This is a genomic window from Pseudoalteromonas sp. MMG024 (assembly GCF_021654175.1).
In the GTDB taxonomy this organism is placed as follows: Bacteria; Pseudomonadota; Gammaproteobacteria; order Enterobacterales; family Alteromonadaceae; genus Pseudoalteromonas.
Map to the genome: position 1 here is coordinate 23998 of NZ_JAKFZO010000017.1, position 22684 is coordinate 46681.

Genomic DNA, 22684 nt, shown 5'->3' on the forward strand with positions numbered 1-22684 from the left:
AAGAGCAGCGCCTTTTTTTATGCGCTGACAACTAGTTTTCTACTGTGTTGAACTAAAAAGCCCCATTCTTATGTGGGGCTTTTGTTTTTATCTCGAAAGTTGAGGCACTACTCTTTAATAATACCTATAACTCTGTCGTTTATTTTTAAATCGCCAGAAAGCAATTTCGTCGATTCAGTAGTGCCACTTGTATACCATAATTGATAGCCAAATTGATTATTCGGAGATGCGAAAAATACAATATCATCACCGCTTACTTGGTGAATATGGTCTTTTGATAACCGGTTTAATTTTAATGTCTCTGTTAGATTTACTAATTCACTTTCACTACCTTGTATATTAATAGTCCACAGAGATGTGTCTGAAATTAAGTAAATTCGCTGATTTACCAACTTGTAACTAAATTTCTCACCAAGATCACCAATAGAGGTCAGCTCGCCGTTTTCTATTCTGAATAATTCTGTATTCAATCTCGCAAAATCAATACCCGACAGTCCAAACACTTCGATATCTCCCTCTAAGTTTGAAATATCTAGTATTTGTTTCGTGCCACTTTCTGTGCCGTCGGTTCGCCATATCTGAGTACTATCATTGATAAAGTAAAGCAAGTTTTTAACTCTGTTAAAAAGGTGTCTTTTATAACAGTGGGTGTAGCTACAATAATCCGAAGGCTTTATATTCTCTTTAAGCTTTACCTCTTGTTTGGTTTGGTCATTCATTACGAAAAGATCAACAAGTGTGTTATCTCTTGTAAACTCTTCATTTTTTCTTGTGAAGAAAATATTTTCAGAATATCGATTTGTGTATGGCCATTCATATAAAGAGTAAGAATCAGATATTTTCAAAGGTGCACTTTTTGTTTGGTAATCAAATATAAATATTACATTGCCATCACTATAGACAAGTGCATTTTTTGACTTAAACAGTTCGTCTGTGTGTCCATAAATTTTATTGTCTTGAAGCACACTTTTTTCATTACTACCATCAAACTCAATTATATCTGAGAATGATCTGTAATAAATTTTGCCATCAATTTCATGTCGGTAGCGCTTGGGGATGTCAAACAATGAAATCCCATTAACCTCTTTCTCTATGGTGCCTTGCGCAGTGCCATCAGTGCTAGTTATTTTAGTAAGGTTATAACCCAAACCAGAGCATAAATATGTATGCACCTGATTGCTAGCAACCGCTAAATCATTAATACATGCACCTGCTTTTTCGAGTTCAGCAATACTTCCCTTAAATTCATATGCAAGCTCAATATTTTGATAGTCAAAGGCATAAAGACTCATTTGCTGGTCTGTAAGCGACATAAAATAGGCTATTTGATTTTCATCATCAACAACTGGATAACCCTTATATAAATTTGAAAGTGCTCCAGGTAATACTCGTGTTCCTGCTAATGTGCCATCAGATATCCAAGTATGACTATCACCACTTTGATTTTTGGCTAAATAGTAATGACGCTGACCAAGTTGAAATACATGTTGAAATTCAGTCAGATCGGCACTTAAATCTTCTATCATGAATGTTTCAGCATTTTTTATGCTGTTACCTTCATGCTCAAAGCTCACTAGCACTTGATTCCAACGCAATGTTACACGCTCACCAAGTAATCTAGCCTCAAGACTATAATTAGGCTTTTCGTTTTCTAAAAGCGTGGTTACTAAAACCGGTGACGTATTTGGACCACCTAAGAACCAAATTTCATTTTGGCTATTAGCCCAAACAATTGTGCCTCCTACATTTGCTGTTTCTTCTATTCCAAGGCCATGCTCAGATGAAATAATCAAAGAATGCTCGCCTGTTATGTTATCTAAGGAGTAAATTGCCTTATCAGAACTATAAATGAGCGCATTTCCAACAACACCCATAATTTTAAATTCATTTACAGGCACACTAACTTTGAATGTGCCAGCTTCAGTACCATTTGTAGTCCACAGCTCATCATATCGATTAGCATAATAACCTACTCCGAAGTAGAGCTGATTATCGACCCGAAAAAGTTCTGAACTTTCAGTGTCTCTGGCCCTCTGGAATTTAATAGAAAATAAACTTTCGGCCGTTTCGTTAGCAATGTTAGTAACGTTTAGCTCAGGGTACCTGTCATCATAATTTAAATAATCTGTATCGATAATTTGTTTTAGCGAAACGTGTTTATCAAGTAAAAACAAACCTTCGTTAGAACTTTCGATTTTACTTAACTTATCAAGTAACTTTTCTGTTCCTTGGCGTATAGAGGTGCCATTAGTCTTATATAAAGTTGTTGATGTTCCATAGGGAGTATTGTAACCCGCTCTAAAACGCAGTTCGTTATCTGCAATATGCACATCATTAAGAATGCTGCCATATAATGCGCCAGGATCTATATCAATATCGCCGCCTCTCACGGATGAAGAAATACCTAAATCTTGTAAATCCAGTACTGTACTGAGTTGTTTTGTTACCAAGTCAAATTTTATTAATGCGCCTGAGTTGGATGAATAGAAACTATTCTTATAGATGACGCCTTTTTGTTGCTTGATATATCCTGATGATTTGTTTTTAGTTAGGTCTTTTATTAATTGCGGAGTATTTTCAACGAAGTTTGAAACTCTCAACTCATTCCCAAACTCTTGATCTTCTGCTGTAAAAATCAGTTTTATATGGGGACTCTTAACCTTAAATAGCCCCTCTACCGAGCCAATATTGACAACAGTTGTATTCGTCTCTGAGTATTCATTTACCATGGTCCTAACTGAAATTTTTTGACCGTTATTCACTGTTGAGCTGCTACTACGGTACTCCCCTCCATCAATACGATATTCGCCATTTTCAATCGAAATTGCTGTTGCAGTGTTAATACCTGAAATTGTAATAGCTTCAGATTCAATCCATTTATTTAACAGAGCATTTTCAACCGTCGTAAATGTAAAGTTGTCTGGAATGCTATCAACAACTTCAGTTGGTGGTTTAGGTTTATCATTTGAAGAGCCACCACAAGCTGTGATCGCGAGAGAGATAACAGAAAGCAACAAAGCCGATTTAAGCTTCATTCTAACATTCCTTGTTTTTACTAATAAATTCAAACCATTGTATTTGATTAAGTTCTCTATTTAAATGAGTATTCTCACCTATTTTCGAATACATCAGGTATTGAGCGAATAGATTTATTCTTGGTGATAAGGCGCTGTCTCGAAAGAGCATCGCCTTTTTATGGGTAACTTTAAATAAGCTTAAAAAAGCACCTATTAAGTGACCCTAAAGGTGCTTATTAACTAGTCCGTATTGCCAACTCAACTAACAGTTAAGTTTCTAGCGTGCTAATGAGTCAGTAGAAAATGTACTTAGACTACCTAAGTCTGGTGCTAACCATACTCCTACGAATTTTAAACTAGAGCGAAACAACAGTACGATGAACTATTTCACCCTGCCACAATTTATTTAACTGGTGGTCTTTGTCTCTTATTTGCCACACAGTCCCCTCGTGATAGTTATAACTGCTCTTTCGTTTGTTATATCTAAGCGACTGTAGGTAAAGAGCATTTTTATCATCACTCTCGATAAATAAAATATAAAATGCATCTTTTTTATCTGCATTCATAAGTTGTTGTACTTGGTTTGTTGCTAAATCAACTGAAACTAGCGTGTGATATGTTTTTGCTACACCAGCTAAACTCTCCGAAACAGAAAGTTTCAAATAAAGCTTATTTGCCAAGACTTTTACCTGAAAACTATTATTCAAATCGTAATGCGACGCTGTGTATTTTACATTTAGATCAATAAAGCTTGATTCACCCTGGCTATCAACAGAAAGCAAACTTAAGTTGTCGCTGGCATCTTGGCAAAGTAACACGACTTTGTTGTGTTCACTGACTAAAACGCCGTGACTAACATCACATTGAGGTGCAATTTCAAACTTGTCTTCAGAGCTATCCGTAATACGGTGTATGTATAAAGGCATGTTTCCGCCTTCTACTTTACTTACAAGCGTTAGCGTACCTTTTTCAAATATTGTATTTTTTAACTTTGCTGGCTCTGTTACATCTCTAATGTAATAACTAACTTTATTTTCAAACCTTTCTCGCGTTCCCTCTTTAGTGCCATTACTTAATTTCAGTTTGCCATTGGCATACCTATAGTAAATCTGTGAACTATCCGTATTTGCATTAATTTGAACTAAACGAGCGTCATTAAAATCCACATCAATTTGCTCTTCTAATTTAGTTATGCTGCCAGTTGCAAGTGATATCGACCACACTTGTGTTGTCCAAGTCCAATTATCTATTTGATTTACAAAAACGAAGAGGTGCGTTTTTGTAAAATGCGTACGAATATCACCATGTTGATAAGCATCTTCATTATAGCGTGTCACTATCATGGTTTCGTTGTCATTATCTTGCGAACTTGCAAGCAAGAAGTTAGTGACTTTATTAGTCCCTGCACTGGTGCCATCAGAGCGCCATAATTGGTGAATTAGTTGCTCATCTGATAATTTTTCTACAGTGGTATAGTACAAGTTATCCTCAATCACAGTGGCATTTGCGAAGCGGCTGTTTTCATGGTTGTAGAGATCTAATATTTCATCATTTTTATAATTTTTTAACTCTGCCTGCCAAGTATTATTGGCAGTAAAAGCATAATCTTCAGCTAATTTTGAACCACTAAAAAACAACGAATTTAAACCTAGCTTAAAGGTGAGCAACTCGTCACTCTCCAAACTCGATAAACTGTACTGATGTTCATTTAATACATGACCAGTACCCCACAAGCCGTTACGACTAATGTTAACCAAGTTTTGTGTTGTAACATCATATTTGTACAGTGCTAGTGCTGAGTTTGAATTCGCACCATCTCTAACGTGTAAGAAAAGCCCATTGTTGAAAACATCGTAGTCTTGTAGCTGAAAACTGTCTGAGAAACTCAAAATTGATTGATAACCTCCTCCAGTAGTAGGCGCATAAAAGTCACTCTCATCAAAATAGAAAAGCCTATTATCAAACAACACTATGTCATTGGCATTTTCAGCGACTAAATTTACTACTTTGCTCGTTAAGCTAACTTTATACAATGCGCTGTGATTGCTACTTGATGGTTTAAACAGTACAAATAAATCATTATTAAGGCGCTGCACTTTTCGGATGTTTGATACAGACAGAGTGTCGGGAAATGCATCGCTAACTAAGCGATAAAATTCGCCAGTTAATAAATTCAAGTCAACTAACGCGGTGCTAGACGCAAGCGCCGGCGCTATTATTACCTGATTGTTAGAGGAATGAACAATGTAAAACGCTTCACTCGCTTGATACGAAACTTCAAACGACTGCTGTTTATTCATTGTGACAACCTGTGGATTCTCAATACCATGTAAATTTAAAACAAGACTATTATCAGCCACAATAAGTTGGGAAATTACGGCCATTGGGAATGCAGTCACAAGCACCTGCTCTCCCGAATAAGGATCTAAACGGAAAATAGCCGCGCCAGATTCATTATTCACCGTAAAGTAAAATGCCCCATTGAAAGACACAAGTTTATCTCGTTGAATTTTATCAATTTCAAATAGTAATTCGCCTTGTTCATTGTAAGCATAATGAACATCTGGACGATTAAAGATGCCATCGCCATAACTCGTAAACAAAATACTATTGTCAGTTTTTGCCTCAAACCGTGTAACATACTCTTTGTATATATCACTTCCCAAATCAAACTGCTCTAGATAAGCATGTCTTAATTTTGTTGTTTCATTTTGAACAGAGTTAAACAACATCAAACGATTGTTATCAATGTAAAACAATGAATCCCCCAGGCCTAGGTACTCATTTTTAAATTTCCTGGACTCAACAAACCCTTCGGCGGTGAGTGGAATAACTGGGGTAACTAAGTTGTTATCGGGTGAGATATGCCAAATTGAATCACCATAAGCAAAGTGCACTTTGCCTTGATAGTTGAACACTGTGTATTCCGTGCTGGAATAATGTTTTTTGTCTATCTGTTGGTTGGTGTCTGCAACTAACGCGACAGTATTACTTTTACCGTCGTATTTTCTTGGCTCAAAGCCATGCTTATATTCATAGCCTAAAAAGAACAACTTATGAGATTTCGTCGTCACATTGAGTGCCGCATCTTCCGATCCAATAAAAAGCTTTGCAGTTTCCATAGCTAAATAGTCAGATGGTGTTTTTAGCCTAATCTTCACCGTTTGATTATTGGTTATGGTTGCGGCATCTTTGACAAACTCACCACCGTCGATACTAAACTCTCCATTTTCGATCGAGATGGGGCTCGCGCTATTGATACCTGTCACGGTTACGGTTTCTGACTCAACCCACTCGCTTAACGGCGCATTTTCAATCGCCGAAAATGTAAAACTATCGGGAGTTGTATCAACAACGACAGTCGGTGGTTTTGGATTTTTATTAGATGGCCCACCACAAGCGGTGAGCGTAAGAGACATTGCAGAAAGCAATAAAGCATATTTAAGCTTCATTTTAACATTCCTTGTTTTAGCTAATAAATTCAAAATATTATGAATTAAATAAAGTGTAAATTCTATACAGAATAAGTTTGAGTTGGATATTCAGCAAACTACAAATTCGCTAAGGTTACTTTAGTTTTGTCACTCTGTAGTGGTCAACTAATTTTGGCCACAGTTTTAGAATCTTTATATCTTACTTCAGACTCATTTGGTGCTAGGCCAGCATTATAGTGATGCGGCCTAACGTAGTTGTAATATTCATTTATATAATCGCTAATACTGAATTTAGCTTCTTTAAAATTCTGATAGCCAACTGTTGGCATCCATTCTGTTTTAAAGCTTCTAAAAAAGCGCTCCATTGGTGCATTATCCCAGCAATTACCTCGACGGCTCATGCTTTGCGTGATTTTATAGCGCCATAATCTTTGACGATATTTCAGGCTTGTATAATGGCTGCCTTGGTCTGAATGGAATATCAGTCCGCTAGGCTTAGCACGACTTTCATAAGCTATTTCTAATGCTTTTAATGTTAGATTGGTGTCAGGCGAGAATGACATCGCCCATCCCACAACCTTGCGAGCAAATAAGTCGATAACAACTGCTAAATATGCCCAACGGTTTCCAGTCCAAACATAAGTGACATCACCGCACCACACAGTATTTGGCTCAACAACATCAAACTTCCTATCTAGTTTATTAGGTATCTCAAGATGCTCATTGCCACCACGTTTATATTTGTGCTGTGGTACTTGGCAGCTTGTTAAATTCAACTTGGTCATCAGCTTTGTAGCGCGATAACGGCTTAACTTATAACCATTGTTTGTAATTATTCCAGCAATGGTACGTGCGCCAGCAGAGCCATTGCTCAGCTTATGAATTGCTTTCACTTCAGCTTCTAAACGAAGTTGCTCCGGTGAAGGGGATGTGTCACTTTTAGCCCAATATTTATAGCTACTTCGGTGTACACTAAACACCTTACACAATACTGTGACAGGGTAACGCTCTCGTTGATTTAACTTCTCAATTAGCGAGAATTGTTCAGCGAGTCCGACATCAAGAGAGCTGTAGCCTTTTTTAGAATGTCCTTTTCTAATTCAATGCATTGTATTTGGGATATAAGAGATACAAGTATCGATTGCTTTAAACGCATATTGCTGTCCTTTGCTTGATTGTATTATTTTAACACTATCATCCTTTTCCGGCAGTATTAAAATCTGTTCATATTGTAATGAACGTATTCAATAAAATAACTATTGTCTTTCAAAAATTGTATTTTTGACTCTGTATGTGTATGTCTTTATCCTTACTTATTATAGCTATATGACCGAACTCCTTTTTTAAACACTACGGTTTACATCACACGCTTAGCCACCTACAATTCCGCCTCTACTTTTTAACAGGGCTAAATTTTCCATGACTGACTTTTCAAATGCAGATCACACGCTTGATGCAATTGGCTTACGTTGCCCTGAACCGGTGATGATGGTGCGTGGTGCAATTCGAAAAATGCAGCACGGAGAAACTTTAGTAGTGATTGCAGATGACCCATCAACAACACGTGACATCCCGTCTTTTTGTCGCTTTATGGATCACACCTTATTGGCACAAGAAGTAGAAAATGAACCGTACAAATATTTAATAAAAAAAGGGCTTTAAACGCCCTTTTTTTATTGCTCATAGCTAAGATAAGAGCTTGTTTAATTTAGCTCAGTTGCCTATTCAAAAATTTGGTTAATCGTTACCAGCGGCGTACTTTTGTTACGGAAGTTTATTGATACTTCATACCAACCCGCCTCATAAGGCGTAAAACTAAAATAGTTATACACACTGTCGCAGTTTGCTTGTACTGGAATACCTACTTCTAAAAACTTATCTAAGTCTTCATTTTTAAAGCCACAGTTATACCCTTGTGTCCAATTAGCGTCAGCTACTTTAAATTCGTATGCTTTACCAATTGAGCCAAACTTAACTTTTGTGCTATAAACATTGGCCGTTTGCTGTTTTAATTGATAGGCTTTTTGCGCTTCCCATAAAGTAAAGTCACCACGTAGATATAGTTTGGTATCAACATTACCCACATTACTTGTTTGATCTAATAGGCTATCGTCTGTGCTTGAGCAACCAACTAGTACCAAGCTAGCAAGTGCCATAATTGAAAGTGATGCTCTTTTCATTGTTGTTATCCGCGATTTTCTAAGCTTAATTACTATACTAAATATCGTATAATTTTATGCAAGCGGCTTTTGTACCTGTTGCGAATATTTCCGCTATAACTAAGCTAAATACAGAATAAGTGAAATAAAAAAGCCGGTGATTACACCGGCTTTTTCTGTGCGTTTTACTTACTTTTGTAACAGTGAAATATCCGCTACTTGTAAGAATAAACTTCTTAACTGACTAAGCATTGTTAAACGATTTAGTTTCACTGCTTCGTCGTCAGCCATAACCATTACGTTATCAAAGAAGGTATCCACGACTTCACGTAAATCTGCAAGACTTGCCAAAATAGTGTGGTAATCACGTGCTGCAAATGCTGGCGCTAACGCCGCTTGATAGTGCGCAACTTTCTCTGCTAATTGCTTTTCAGCGTCTTCAGCTAATAGGCTCTCATTAACAGTCTCAGCAAGTTCTGCTTCATTCTTAGCCAATATATTACCTACGCGCTTATTAGCCGCTGCAAGCGCTTCTGCTGCGTCTAAATCACGGAAGTGAGATACCGCTTTAACGCGTTGGTCAAAGTCTGCTGGCTTAGTTGGGCGACGTGCCAATACTGCTTGAATAATGTCAACACTAAAGCCTTCATCTTGATACCAGGCACGGAAACGACCAAGCATAAAATCAATTACATCAGATTCAACATTGTCATTGCTAAGCTTATCGCCAAATAGCGATTTTGCTTTTGCAATTAAATCTACTAAGTCTAGGTTATAGCTCTTTTCAACAATAATACGCAATACACCTAGTGATGCTCGGCGTAGCGCAAATGGGTCAGAGCCTTTTGGCGCTTGACCAATACCGAAAATACCTACAATCGTATCGAGCTTATCAGCCATCGCAACTGCAGCTGATACACCTGTACTTGGTAACTCGTCACCTGCAAAACGTGGCATGTATTGCTCGTAAAGTGCTTTCGCCACTTCCACATCTTCACCGTCGTGCGTTGCATAGTGCATACCCATAACACCTTGCGTATCGGTAAATTCAAATACCATAGATGTCATAAGGTCGCATTTTGCCAGTAGACTTGCACGTTTAGATTTTTCAACGTCTGCTTCGATTTGCTCAGCAATGTAACCAGCAAGCTCGGTAATGCGGTCAGTTTTATCTTTAATGGTACCTAGCTGCTTTTGGAAAATCGCTTGGTCTAACTCAGGTAAGCGATCGATTAGCGGGCGCTTACGGTCAGTATTAAAGAAGAACTCAGCATCCGCTAAACGAGGACGAACAACCTTTTCATTACCTTCAATTACGTAACGAGGCTCTTTTGATTCAATGTTTGAAACAAAGATAAAGTTAGGTAATAACTTTTTGTTTTCGTCGTAAACTGGGAAGTATTTCTGGTCACCTTTCATGGTGTACACAAGTGCTTCTGAAGGTACTTTTAAGAACTCTTCTTCAAACTTAGCCGTCAGTACAACAGGCCATTCAACCAGCGAAGTTACCTCTTCAACTAAGTCTCCTTCTAAGTCCGCAATACCACCTACAGCTTGCGCTGCTTTTTGTGCGTCGGCAAGAATAATCGCTTTACGAGCTTCGTAATCAGCCATTACTTTACCGCGCTCTTCTAAAATAGCAGGATATTGCTCGGCAGAATCAATGGTAAACTCTTGTTCACCCATAAAGCGGTGACCACGAATAGTTCTATCTGATGCGACACCTAAAATCTCACCCGCAACTAACTCGTTACCCATTAACATTGTTAATGTTTTAACTGGGCGAATAAATTGCGTTGTTTTATTACCCCAACGCATTGGCTTGGCGATTGGTAATTTAGCAAGCGCTTGCGCTGCAAGCTCAACGATAATTTCGCTAGTCGCTTTACCTTTTACTTCTTGTTTGAATAAAAGCCACTCGCCTTTTTCTGTTTTTAAACGGTCAGCTTGCTCAACGGTAATACCATTACCGCGCGCCCAACCTTGGGCTGCTTTTGTCGCATTTCCGTCTTCATCGAATGCAACTGAAATTGCTGGGCCACGTTTTTCAACTACTTTGTCAGATTGAGACTCAGCAAGTGCCGCTACTTTTAGCGCTAAACGACGCGGTGCAGCGAACCACTTTACGCCTTCATGACTTAACTCAGCAGCTTTTAACTCTGCTTCAAAATTTGACGCAAAGCTTTCCGCTAGCGTACGAAGCTGTGTTGGTGGTAATTCTTCAGTGCCTAATTCAATTAAAAATTCTTTTGCCATGATTACTTCTCCTCACCACTTTTTTTACACATTGGGAAACCTAACGCTTCACGCGATGCGTAATACGCTTCAGCAGTTGCTTTAGTAAGGTTGCGAATACGAAGAATATAGCGTTGACGTTCTGTCACTGAAATTGCTTTACGTGCATCTAACAAGTTAAATGCGTGCGCCGCTTTCAAAATGCGCTCATATGCTGGAAGTGGTAACGGAGTTTCTAGTGCTAATAATTCTTGTGATTCTTTTTCACATTGATCAAAGAAACCAAATAAGAAGTCAACATCAGCATGCTCAAAGTTATAAGTCGATTGCTCAACTTCGTTTTGATGAAAAATATCGCCATATGTTACTTTGCTTCCATCTGGGGCATGGTTCCATACTAGGTCATATACTGAATCAACTTCTTGAATGTACATAGCTAAACGTTCAATACCGTATGTGATTTCACCTGTTACAGGCTTACACTCAAGGCCACCTACTTGCTGGAAATAAGTAAACTGAGTTACTTCCATACCATTTAACCACACTTCCCAGCCAAGACCCCAAGCACCTAATGTTGGGTTTTCCCAGTTATCTTCTACGAAGCGAATATCGTGTACTAGAGGGTCAATACCCAATATTTCTAAAGAGCCTAAATAGAGCTCCTGAATGTTATCTGGTGACGGTTTTAACGCAACTTGGAACTGGTAGTAATGTTGAAGGCGGTTCGGGTTTTCACCGTAGCGACCATCCGTAGGGCGACGTGACGGCTGAACGTATGCAGTAGACATTGGCTCCGGGCCAAGTGCACGCAAACATGTCATTGGGTGCGATGTACCCGCACCTACTTCCATATCGAGTGGCTGAACGATAGTACAGCCGTTTTGTGCCCAGTAATCCTGTAATGCTAGGATCATTCCCTGGAAGGTTTTGATATCGTATTTTTGCATTGGCTTTAGCTGATATTTTAATCTGAAAAATTACGCCACAGTATACCGCGGCAGCAAACAGGTTTTAAGCGATTTGTTGATTTACAGCCAATAAAAAAGGGCCATTTAGGCCCTTTTATGAAAAATATTCACTATATTCTAAACATCTAAGTTAACAACTTTAAGCGCGTTTTGTTCGATAAACTCACGACGCGGCTCAACTTGGTCACCCATTAACGTCGAGAATAATTGGTCAGCTGCAATCGCATCTTCAATAGTTACTTTCAACATACGGCGTACTTCAGGGTCCATTGTAGTTTCCCAAAGCTGATCTGGGTTCATCTCACCAAGACCTTTGTATCGTTGAATGTATAAACCACGTTTAGATTCAGCAATTAACCAATTAAGCGCTTCAACAAAGCTTGAAACCTGTAAGGTCTTTTCACCACGTTGAATATAGCCACCCTCTTCAATTAGGTTGCCAATTTGCTCACCCGTTTTCGCAATTGCTAAATAATCACGAGACGTTAGGAATTCGTAATTCAATACATGTTCACGGTCTACACCGTGCTGACGAATTACAATATTTGGATAGAATAAGTTACGCTCTTCATCTTTCTTCACTTGTGCCGTGAATAAAGTTGCGTCGGTATCTTTTTCCGTTAAGTAAGCAACTAGATTATCCGTCCACTCACGTACATGCGCTTCGTTCGCTAAATCAGCTTCATTAATTTTAGCTGAGTAAACTAATGAATTAAGTACACTCAATGGATACTTACGTGTTAGGCGCGTGATAATTGTTTCGGTCGCTTGATAATCTTTAACTAACGATTCTAACGCCGTATCTTTAATTGCAGGCGCATCTTCATTAACGTATAGCGAAGAGTTATCTAACGCCAATGTTGTTAAGTATTCAATTAACGCTGGATCATCTTTGATGTAACGCTCTTGCTTGCCTTTTTTCACTTTATAAAGTGGTGGCTGAGCAATATATACGTAACCACGCTCAACAATCTCAGGCATTTGGCGATAGAAGAAGGTCAATAGTAACGTACGAATGTGCGAACCATCGACGTCGGCATCGGTCATGATAATAATGCTGTGATAACGCAGCTTTTCAGGGTTATATTCATCACGGCCAATACCACAACCTAATGCTGTAATTAGCGTTGCAACTTCCTGCGAAGATAGCATCTTATCAAAACGCGCTTTTTCAACGTTTAGAATTTTACCTTTCAGCGGTAGAATCGCCTGATTCTTACGGTTACGACCTTGCTTAGCCGAGCCGCCCGCTGAGTCACCCTCCACTATATATAGTTCAGAAAGTGCTGGGTCTTTTTCTTGGCAGTCTGCTAATTTACCTGGTAAACCTGCTAGGTCCATTGCACCTTTACGGCGTGTCATTTCACGCGCTTTACGTGCTGCTTCACGTGCACGTGCTGCATCAATAATCTTAGTAACTACAATTTTCGCATCTTGTGGGTTTTCTAATAAGTATTCACTTAATTTTTCACCCATTGCTTGTTCTACAGCCGATTTAACTTCACTTGATACAAGCTTGTCTTTCGTCTGAGATGAGAACTTTGGATCGGGTACTTTAACAGAAATAACCGCAGTTAAACCTTCACGGGCATCGTCACCTGATGCACTGCTTTTCTCTTTCTTATTAAAGCCTTCTTTTTCCATATACGTATTTAATGTACGCGTTAAGGCGCTTCTAAAGCCCGCTAAGTGCGTACCACCATCACGTTGTGGAATGTTATTTGTGAAGCAGTAAATACCTTCTTGGAAACCATCGTTCCACTGCATTGCTACTTCTACACTAATACCGTCTTCTTCACGTGTTGAAGTGAAGTGGAAAACATTTTGGTTAACCGGTGTTTTATTGGTATTTAGAAATTCAACAAACGCTTGAATACCACCTTCATATTTAAAGTGGTCTTTCTTTTCATCACGCTCATCTGCAAGAATGATACTTACACCTGAGTTCAGGAATGAAAGTTCACGTAAACGCTTTGCAAGAATATCGTAATGGAAGTTTACATCACTGAATGTTTCTGAGCTTGGCCAAAAACGGATTTCAGTACCGTTTGTTTCAGATTCACCCACTACTGCTAATGGCGCAGCAGGTTCACCCATATTATAAATTTGCTCGTGAATTTTACCTTCACGGCGAATGGTTAGTTTTAGCTTTTCAGAAAGTGCATTTACTACTGAAACACCTACACCGTGCAAACCACCCGATACTTTATATGAGTTGTCATCGAATTTACCACCAGCGTGAAGTACCGTCATAATAACTTCAGCTGCAGATACACCTTCTTCTTCGTGAATTTCTGTCGGAATACCACGACCATTATCGCGTACCGATACAGAACCATCAGAGTGGATAGTTACATAAACATCATCACAGAAGCCTGCTAATGCTTCATCAATTGAGTTATCAACGACTTCAAACACCATATGATGAAGACCCGTTCCATCATCCGTGTCACCTATGTACATCCCAGGACGCTTTCTTACTGCATCCAGTCCTTTTAGTACTTTAATACTCGACGAATCGTAATTTTCAGACATGGTTTCTTCCAATTAACTTGTTATTAGTTTGCCATGTTTCACGTGGAACACTTTCATATTTTTATTTAGAGGTTCCACCACAGCTGAAATACTGTCGTAATCAATAGCGCTTATAAACAGCTGTGAATTTGAATGAGCGAGTAACTCACTTACAGCTTGTTTTGTTTCACTGCTTAATTCAGACGGTAAATCATCAATTAAAAAAAGTGATTGTTTATCTGTTTCACTTTCAATCAGGCTATTTTGACAAATCTTTAGCGCATACATCAAAAGCTTCAACTGCCCCCGTGACAAAAAATTATCAACTGCGATACCGTCAATTAAAAAGTTGATATCGGCTTTATGAGGGCCTTTACTGGTGTAACCCAGTTTTGCGTCTCTTTCGAAGTTTTTACCCAGTTGCTCAGCTAAATCATCTTCAGCTTTCCAACCTGGAGAAAAATCAAAAGTAAGACTTTTAAATAATTCAATCTGACTAACTATCTTATCAAAAAACAGGTTAGATAACCTAGTTATATATGTGGTTCTAAGTGTATTTATCTTTGTCGCGATTGTGACAAATTCTTTATCCCAGAACTGAATTTGTTGCTCAAATCCATGTGGTTTTTGCTTTAACAGCGCATTGCGTTGTTTCAATAATTTATTAAAACGATACCAATGATAATAAAACTCTTGTTCCACGTGGAACAATCCTAAATCTAAAAAGCGACGGCGTTCTTTTGGACCACCAAAAAACAGCTCAAAACTTTCTGGGGTAATCACTTGCACAGGAAGCACTTCTGCAAGCTGTGCCATGCGGTCACAGCGCTTTCCATGCACTTTTGCCAGAGTATCACCGGAGCGTTCTTTTTGCAGCCCTACAGGGATTTGTAGGCTGTTAAATTGCTTTTTGCCATGTAGTACCATGGCATTTTTTTGATGTTGAATTACAGCTTTAAATTTAGAAGTGCGGAAGGATTTACCGTGAGACAGAAAATAAATGGCTTCAAGTAAACTACTTTTGCCACTGCCATTCTCTCCAATAATCACATTAACTTCAGGAGAGGGTTCAAAGCTCAGCGCTTCAATATTACGAAAATTTGAAACATTAAAGGTAACTAAGCTCATTTAATTATACTTACTCCAACCACTATAAACGCATCGGCATTACAACGTACATGGCGCCTTCGTCGCCCTGCCCTTCAATTAATGCACTGCTATTTGAATCAAGTAAGGTAAATAAAACGTCGTCGGTTTTAATGGTATTTAATACTTCTAATAAGTACGACACATTAAAACCAATTTCTAAATCAGGGCCTTGGTACATTACTTCTACGGTTTCTTCCGCCTGTTCCTGCTCTGGGTTATTGGCAGAAATCGTTAGCTCGCCTGAAGTAAGGTTTAACCTTACACCGCGGAATTTTTCGTTTGAAAGAATCGATACTCGGGCAAATGCGCTGCGTAACCACTCGCGATTAGCCACAATTTGTTTGTCGCCACCACGTGGTAATACGCGACGATAATCAGGGAAACGACCATCAACTAATTTAGATGTAAAGATAAATGCCTGGTCGATAATACGAACATGATTAGCACCTAACTGAATTTCAACAACTTCATCGTCAACAATCAATAAGCGCATAATTTCTTGTACGCCTTTACGTGGAATAATTACCTGACGTTGAGTATTAAGTGATGCTTCTAATGGTTTTTGCGCTAATGCTAAACGGTGGCCATCGGTTGCAACCGTTTTAACTACATCGTTTTCGATTTCCAGTGACATACCATTCAGATAATATCTAACATCTTGATTTGCCATAGAAAAACTTGTACTTTCAAGTAATTTCCTAAGTTCTAAACGCGTTAGGTTAAGGGTTACTTCGCTGTCCCAGTTTTCTAAATTAGGGAAGTCTTCCGCCGCTAATGTCGCTAGTGAAAAACGACTTTTGCCAGACGTAAGTAAAACTTGCGCATCTTGAATAGTTAGCGTGATATCAGAACCATCAGGCAAGCTCTTACAAATATCCAATAGTTTTTTAGCCGGTAATGTAAGCTTACAATCTGCTACTGGTTCAGCTAAAACCACACTTGCTACAAGTTCTATTTCAAGATCGGTACCTGTGAAATAAAGTACACCTTCTTTTACCTCTAACAACACATTAGATAGAATCGGTAACGTATGTTTGCGCTCAATCGCTCCTGAAACCTGCATTAAAGGTTGTAAAAATTGCTCGCGCGAAATAGTAATTTTCATGCTGTACTCGTCCTAAGATGACAAAGTTCTAATCAAGTTTTGATAATCTTCTTTTACTTCGTGAGACTCTTCACGAAGTGACTTCACTTTTCTACATGCATGTAGCACGGTTGTATGATCTCGTCCGCCAAACGCATCGCCGATTTCAGGCAAACTGTGATTGGTTAATTCTTTTGATAATGCCATTGCGACTTGGCGTGGTCTTGCAACTGAACGACTGCGACGTTTTGATAATAAGTCAGAAACGCGAATACGGTAGTACTCTGCTACTGTTCTTTGAATATTATCAATTGTTACTAGTTTATCTTGTAGCGCGAGTAAATCACGCAGCGCTTCTTTTACAAAGTCGATAGTAATTGGCCTACCGGTAAAGTTAGCATTGGCAATTACGCGGTTTAATGCCCCTTCTAGTTCACGTACGTTAGAACGCAAACGCTTGGCAATAAAAAATGCTACTTCTTCAGGTAATTTAATTTGGCTTTGCTGCGCCTTCTTCATCAAGATGGCAACGCGCGTTTCAAGCTCTGGTGGCTCAATCGCAATGGTTAAACCCCAGCCAAATCGTGATTTAAGGCGATCCTCTACCCCTTCAATTTCTTTTGGATAGCGGTCTGAGGTTAAAATAATTTGTTGGTTACCTTCTAATAATGCATTAAAGGTATGAAAGAACTCTTCTTGTGAACGTTCTTTATTAGCAAAAAACTGAATATCATCGATAAGTAATGCGTCAACGCTACGGTAGTAACGTTTAAATTCTTCAATCGCATTATTTTGCAGCGCTTTTACCATATCTTGTACAAAACGCTCAGAATGCATATATACAATTTTTGCATTCTCTTTTTTGTCTAAGATGCCATTACCCACAGCATGTAATAAGTGGGTTTTACCTAAACCTGTGCCACCATATATAAAAACAGGGTTAAAAGCCGAACCAGGGTTATCAGCAACCTGCGTTGCCGCAGCTTTTGCTAATTGGTTCGATTTACCTTCAACAAAGCTATCAAAGGTATAGTTTTCTTTGATATTTGATTTAGGCATGTTTTTAGGTGCAGGCTCAACAGGCGCTTTGTTTTCTTTTTTAACGGGCGCTTCAACTGCTGTTTTTTCTTGCGCTGGTGTTTGTGGTGCAGCAGGCTTGCTAATATTAACCGTACTGCCAACTTCAAAACGCAATTCCGGCGCTTCGTCACCACAAATCTCAATTAATAACTCGTTAATACGGTTTAGGTACTTTTCACGCACCCAATCAAGTACAAAACGGTTAGGCGCATAAATAGTGAGGGTATCTTCAGTGCTTTCTGCCTGTAGCGGACGCACCCACATACTAAATTGTTGTGATGGCAGTTCATCTTGTAAAACGTAAAGACAGCTTTGCCAAACCGACAAATACACGGCAACCCCCAATAATATTCCCGCTCACCAAAATAGAGCAGAAATTAAGCATCAAATCCAAGTTAAGACTGCCATTATGAAGCTAGTTTATCCACAACATCAACATTGATTTTTATATTTTTTATGATCTGACACAGGTAAATATATAACTTATTATTTTTAAATGCTTTTTAGTTAAAAATTAATGTGGATAAATTATTAATAAAAAGCTTGATCAAAATGATTAAAGTAGATCTATAAAAGTTTTCCAAAGAAAAGTCGCAATTTTTACACTATCATTGTGGAAAACTTTATTTTAAAATTGATCCTCGCTGGATCAAACAGAGAAATACAGTACGATCTCGTCTTATATAAAGGTAAATGTAACTACCTTGTTAAGAATAGAACGGCTTTAATTCAATGCCTATAATTAACGCGACTATTGTGCGTTTTTTATTGACTTTGTGTGTGCTTCTCTATAACATCTCGCGCTCGCAATGGCACCTGTGCCAGGATCGCGACCTGCATAGGATGTTTTAACTTTTAACCGATCGGATGGAATATAGTTATGAAAAGAACTTTTCAACCTAGCGTTCTTAAGCGTAAACGTACTCACGGTTTCCGTGCACGTATGGCGACTAAAAATGGTCGTAAAGTTTTAGCACGTCGTCGTGCTAAGGGCCGTAAGGTTCTTTCTGCTTAATATAGTGGAAGACTTTCGCTTTGGTAGGGAGTTACGTCTGTTAACTCCCTCACACTACTCCCGCATCTTCAATGAGCCTGCACGTGCAGCAAATCAACACTTTACTCTTTTAGCAAAACGAAATGATCTAGACCATCCACGTCTAGGTTTAACCATAGCTAAAAAACGCGTTAAAAAAGCGGTACAACGTAATCGCATTAAACGCCTTGCCCGTGAAAATTTCCGCTTAAACCGCCATCAACTCGACAATATTGATATTGTTTTAATGGTTAAAACTGGCGTTGATGAATTATCTAACGAAGAGTTACACAAGCAATTAACTAAGCTTTGGCGCAAAATTAATGAGCGTTGCCAACCTGGCTATAAGCCAAAACCACGCCCTAATCACTGGCAAAAAAACAAAAACGCAAAAAAACCGAATAACAAAGCCTAATAAACCTGTTGTTGCATAGCAAAACTAGGCAAATTTAGGTAAAGTTAGCTCACCTTTTAATCAGGCACTTTTTCATTAAATGCACTTTTTATTTGCTCTGCCGAGTAATCTGATGATCTTAATTATTAAGGTGTATCAAAAACTACTCAGTCCACTGCTTGGCCAAAACTGTCGTTTTACCCCGACATGTTCAAGTTATGCGATAGATGCAATAAAAATACATGGATTTGTAAAAGGGAGTTGGTTCGCAGCGAAACGCATTATAAAATGTCACCCTTTGCATCCAGGTGGGGATGATCCCGTGCCTGATAAACAAAATTCACTTAAACAACACCGCGAGAAATAAGAGCTGTTATGGAATCACAACGCACGTTTTTATTTATCGGTTTTCTTTTGGTAAGTTTTCTTTTATTCCAACAATGGAATATGGATAACAACCCACAAGTAAATACCGAGACAAGTGCTACAACGCAAACATCTACAAACCAGTCTGCCAACAATGACTTTGTTCCACAGTCATCAACTGGCGACTTACCTGTAGCGAACGTCGCAAACTCACGTCAAATTATTGATGTAACAACCGATGTATTTTCTGTAAAACTTGATACCTTTGGTGGCGATATCATCGAAACCAAGCTATTAAACTTCAAAGAAAAAATCGATAGCGATAACCCATTTATGTTGCTTGGCGTGTTAGACGGCAATCAATATTTCTCACAAAGTGGCTTAATTGGTTTACACGGACCAGATGCATCATCTGACGGTCGCCCAACATACCAAGCAGCACAAACAAGTTACCAGCTAAAAGGTGATGAGCTACGTGTACCACTTACATTTGTTAAAGACGGTGTTAGCTATACCAAAACATATATTTTCACAGCGGGTCGTTACGATGTTGCCGTTGAATATCAAATTGCTAACAACACAGCTGAAACAAAGCAAGTTCAGTTATTTACGCAAATTAAGCGTTCGATCACCGAAAAAGGTGGCATGATTGACCAAACATATTTAGGTACAGCTTACGGTACTGCAGAAGAGCCTTACGAAAAGTACAGCTTTGATGACATTAAAGAGCGTGACCTAAATATTAACACTACAGCGGGTTATATCAGCTTTATCCAGCACTACTTTGTAAGTGCATGGGTGCCAAACCAAGAGCAACAAAATAACATCTACACTAAGGCTCGCAGCGATAATTCAGTTATTATCGGTTTAAAAGGTCCACTAGAAAACGTTGCAGCAAATAGCACACATACAATTAGCTCTACTTATTATATGGGTCCTAAAGATTCAGCTACGCTTGAAGCGTTACAAACAGACTTAGACCTAACCGTAGACTACGGCTGGCTATGGTTTATTTCACAGCCACTACACTCATTACTAATGTGGTTATATGGCTTAATTGGTAGCCTAGGTTTAGCAATCATCGCGATTACTGTTATCGTAAAAATGGTGCTTTACCCACTTACTAAAGCCCAGTACACCTCAATGGCTAAAATGCGTAACCTTCAGCCAAAAATTATGGCACTTAAAGATCGTTACGGCGATGACCGTCAGAAGATGGGTCAAGCAATGATGGAAATGTACCGCAAAGAAAAAGTTAACCCTATGGGTGGCTGTTTCCCACTATTGCTACAAATGCCAATCTTCCTAGGTTTATTCTATGTATTCATGGAATCAGTAGAAATTCGTCACACTGAATTTTTATACCTAAATGACTTAGCAGCAATGGACCCATACTTCATCTTACCAATTCTATTTGGTGCAAGTATGTTCCTAATGCAAAAGCTACAGCCAATGACGGTTACTGATCCAATGCAGCAGAAAATGATGACTTGGATGCCTGTAATGTTCTCAGTATTCTTTATCTGGTTCCCATCAGGTCTTGTAATGTACTGGCTAGTATCTAACTTAATTTCAATTGCTCAGATGCTATACATCTACAAAGGCATGGAAAAGAAAGGTATCTCGGTTAAATCATAAACCGAACTAAATAAATGAAAGGCGGCACAGTGTGTCGCCTTTTTTATGCACGCCAGTTACAATATAAGTAACTAAAGCTATCAACTCATCTCTATGTTTAATCAAGATACCATCGTTGCACAAGCAACAGCGCCAGGCAAAGGCGGCGTTGGCATTATTCGTGTTTCAGGCAAACTGTCACAACAGGTTGCTGAAAAAATCTTAGGCAAATGCCCAAAGCCACGTTATGCCGACTACCTATCGTTTAATACCTTACAGGGTGAGCAACTCGACCAAGGTATAGCACTTTACTTCAAAGGCCCTAATTCTTTTACTGGTGAAGACATACTTGAACTACAAGGCCATGGTGGCCCAGTAATTATTGATATGCTGCTGCGCGAAATCACGCAAATTGACGGTGTACGTTTAGCTAAACCAGGTGAATTCAGTGAGCGTGCATTCTTAAACGACAAGATGGATTTAACCCAAGCTGAGGCGATTGCAGATTTAATTAATGCCAATTCAGAGCAAGCAGCCAAAAGCGCTCTACACTCGCTGCAGGGGCAATTTTCAAAACATATCGACACGCTAGTAGAACAAGTTATTCACCTGCGCATGTATGTTGAAGCTGCCATAGATTTCCCCGATGAAGAAATCGACTTTTTATCAGATGGTAAAGTCGCCAACGACCTTAACGCGATAATCGAACAGCTCGACAACGTAACAGCACAAGCCAAGCAAGGTGCAATTATGCGTGAAGGTATGCGCGTAGTAATTGCTGGTCGCCCTAATGCAGGTAAATCGAGCTTACTTAATGCCCTTGCTGGTCGTGAAGCTGCCATTGTTACTGATATTGCCGGCACCACACGCGACGTTTTACGCGAACACATCGATATTGACGGTATGCCGCTGCATATTATCGACACCGCAGGTCTGCGTGAAAGTCCAGATGTAGTTGAGCAAATTGGTATTGAGCGCGCTTGGCAAGAAATTAATCAAGCCGATCGCGTATTGTTTATGGTTGATAGCACCGAAACAAACGAAACCGATCCTGCAAAAATTTGGCCTGAATTTGCTGAGAAATTACCACAAAGTATGGGTATCAGTGTTATTCGAAACAAAGCGGATTTATCGGGCGAAAGTATTCAAATTGATGATTCACTAGAATCACCAGTACTGAGCGTTAGCGCTAACAGTGGTGAAGGTGTGGAACTTGTTAAGTCTCATTTAAAACAAATCATGGGTTTCCAAGGCGCTACCGAAGGCAGCTTTATGGCACGCCGCCGTCACCTTGATGCTTTAGAAAGTGCAGCGTATCACCTATCAACAGGCAAAGATCAGTTAGAAATGCACATTGCAGGTGAAATATTGGCAGAAGAGCTACGTTTAACCCAGCAATATCTCAACGAGATCACCGGTGAATTCTCCTCTGATGATTTGCTTGGCAAAATATTCAGCTCATTCTGTATCGGTAAATGATAAATTAGGTTATAGAATTGAGGTTTCAGATGCTGGGTATAACTCAGCATCACTAATCATTTTTCGAGATTTCAGCATTCGCTACAAAGACTGTAAAACACCAGTTGCGAAATGACCTCTTATTGAGCTTATATCAATATCTCAACCCGCTAATT

General features: G+C 39.0%; 15 protein-coding genes and 1 pseudogene. 6 read left to right on the top strand and 10 right to left on the bottom strand.

Features of this window, described 5'->3' with window-relative positions; translation table 11 throughout:
* Positions 1 to 107 precede the first annotated feature (107 nt).
* The 3 genes and pseudogenes from L1068_RS15865 to L1068_RS15875 all read right to left on the bottom strand — a co-directional run.
* Positions 108 to 3035 (bottom strand): hypothetical protein, encoded by a 2928-nt coding sequence (locus L1068_RS15865; RefSeq protein ID WP_237131034.1) that lies wholly within the window; start codon positions 3033 to 3035, stop codon positions 108 to 110.
* Positions 3036 to 3373: 338 nt separating this feature from the next.
* Positions 3374 to 6469, bottom strand: a complete 3096-nt coding sequence (locus L1068_RS15870; protein ID WP_237131035.1) for a hypothetical protein — start codon at positions 6467 to 6469, stop codon at positions 3374 to 3376.
* 143 nt (positions 6470 to 6612) lie between these two features.
* Positions 6613 to 7541, bottom strand: a pseudogene (locus L1068_RS15875) (IS3 family transposase); the annotation flags it as partial.
* Positions 7542 to 7870: 329 nt separating this feature from the next.
* On the opposite strand from L1068_RS15875, the gene tusA reads away from it, so the two are divergent.
* Positions 7871 to 8113, top strand: a complete 243-nt coding sequence (gene tusA, locus L1068_RS15880; protein ID WP_010561303.1) for a sulfurtransferase TusA — start codon at positions 7871 to 7873, stop codon at positions 8111 to 8113.
* 59 nt (positions 8114 to 8172) lie between these two features.
* On the opposite strand, the gene L1068_RS15885 is transcribed toward tusA, so the two are convergent.
* The 7 genes from L1068_RS15885 to dnaA form a co-directional block, all read right to left on the bottom strand.
* Positions 8173 to 8631 carry a hypothetical protein gene (locus L1068_RS15885; protein ID WP_237131036.1) on the bottom strand — a complete coding sequence of 153 codons (459 nt, stop codon included), beginning with the start codon at positions 8629 to 8631 and terminating at the stop codon, positions 8173 to 8175.
* A gap of 168 nt (positions 8632 to 8799) precedes the next feature.
* On the bottom strand, positions 8800 to 10866 hold the full coding sequence (glyS, locus tag L1068_RS15890; protein WP_237131037.1) for a glycine--tRNA ligase subunit beta: 2067 nt from the start codon (positions 10864 to 10866) through the stop codon (positions 8800 to 8802).
* A gap of 2 nt (positions 10867 to 10868) precedes the next feature.
* Complete coding sequence (gene glyQ / locus L1068_RS15895; protein ID WP_237131038.1) at positions 10869 to 11792, bottom strand: glycine--tRNA ligase subunit alpha; 924 nt, start codon at positions 11790 to 11792, stop codon at positions 10869 to 10871.
* 138 nt (positions 11793 to 11930) lie between these two features.
* Positions 11931 to 14348, bottom strand: a complete 2418-nt coding sequence (gyrB, locus tag L1068_RS15900) for a DNA topoisomerase (ATP-hydrolyzing) subunit B (RefSeq protein ID WP_138630195.1) — start codon at positions 14346 to 14348, stop codon at positions 11931 to 11933.
* Positions 14349 to 14360: 12 nt separating this feature from the next.
* On the bottom strand, positions 14361 to 15455 hold the full coding sequence (gene recF / locus L1068_RS15905; RefSeq protein WP_237131039.1) for a DNA replication/repair protein RecF: 1095 nt from the start codon (positions 15453 to 15455) through the stop codon (positions 14361 to 14363).
* A gap of 22 nt (positions 15456 to 15477) precedes the next feature.
* The gene (gene dnaN / locus L1068_RS15910; RefSeq protein ID WP_237131040.1) at positions 15478 to 16581 is read right to left on the bottom strand and encodes a DNA polymerase III subunit beta; all 1104 of its coding nucleotides are present in this window, start codon (positions 16579 to 16581) and stop codon (positions 15478 to 15480) included.
* A 12-nt stretch (positions 16582 to 16593) separates the two neighbouring features.
* Entirely contained in the window at positions 16594 to 17973 is a 1380-nt protein-coding gene (dnaA, locus tag L1068_RS15915) for a chromosomal replication initiator protein DnaA (RefSeq protein ID WP_237131041.1), read from the bottom strand.
* 547 nt (positions 17974 to 18520) lie between these two features.
* Between dnaA and rpmH the strand changes: the two genes are divergently transcribed.
* The 5 genes from rpmH to mnmE all read left to right on the top strand — a co-directional run bounded on the left by rpmH (position 18521) and on the right by mnmE (position 22529).
* On the top strand, positions 18521 to 18655 hold the full coding sequence (gene rpmH / locus L1068_RS15920; protein WP_010376846.1) for a 50S ribosomal protein L34: 135 nt from the start codon (positions 18521 to 18523) through the stop codon (positions 18653 to 18655).
* Between the two features lie 4 nt (positions 18656 to 18659).
* Entirely contained in the window at positions 18660 to 19088 is a 429-nt protein-coding gene (gene rnpA / locus L1068_RS15925) for a ribonuclease P protein component (protein ID WP_010561311.1), read from the top strand.
* Between the two features lie 79 nt (positions 19089 to 19167).
* Positions 19168 to 19434 carry a membrane protein insertion efficiency factor YidD gene (gene yidD / locus L1068_RS15930; protein ID WP_010561312.1) on the top strand — a complete coding sequence of 89 codons (267 nt, stop codon included), beginning with the start codon at positions 19168 to 19170 and terminating at the stop codon, positions 19432 to 19434.
* A gap of 8 nt (positions 19435 to 19442) precedes the next feature.
* Entirely contained in the window at positions 19443 to 21071 is a 1629-nt protein-coding gene (yidC, locus tag L1068_RS15935; RefSeq protein ID WP_100914466.1) for a membrane protein insertase YidC, read from the top strand.
* Between the two features lie 93 nt (positions 21072 to 21164).
* Positions 21165 to 22529: a tRNA uridine-5-carboxymethylaminomethyl(34) synthesis GTPase MnmE gene (gene mnmE / locus L1068_RS15940; protein WP_237131042.1), complete on the top strand. Its 1365-nt coding sequence runs from the start codon at positions 21165 to 21167 to the stop codon at positions 22527 to 22529.
* The last annotated feature ends 155 nt before the right edge of the window (positions 22530 to 22684 follow it).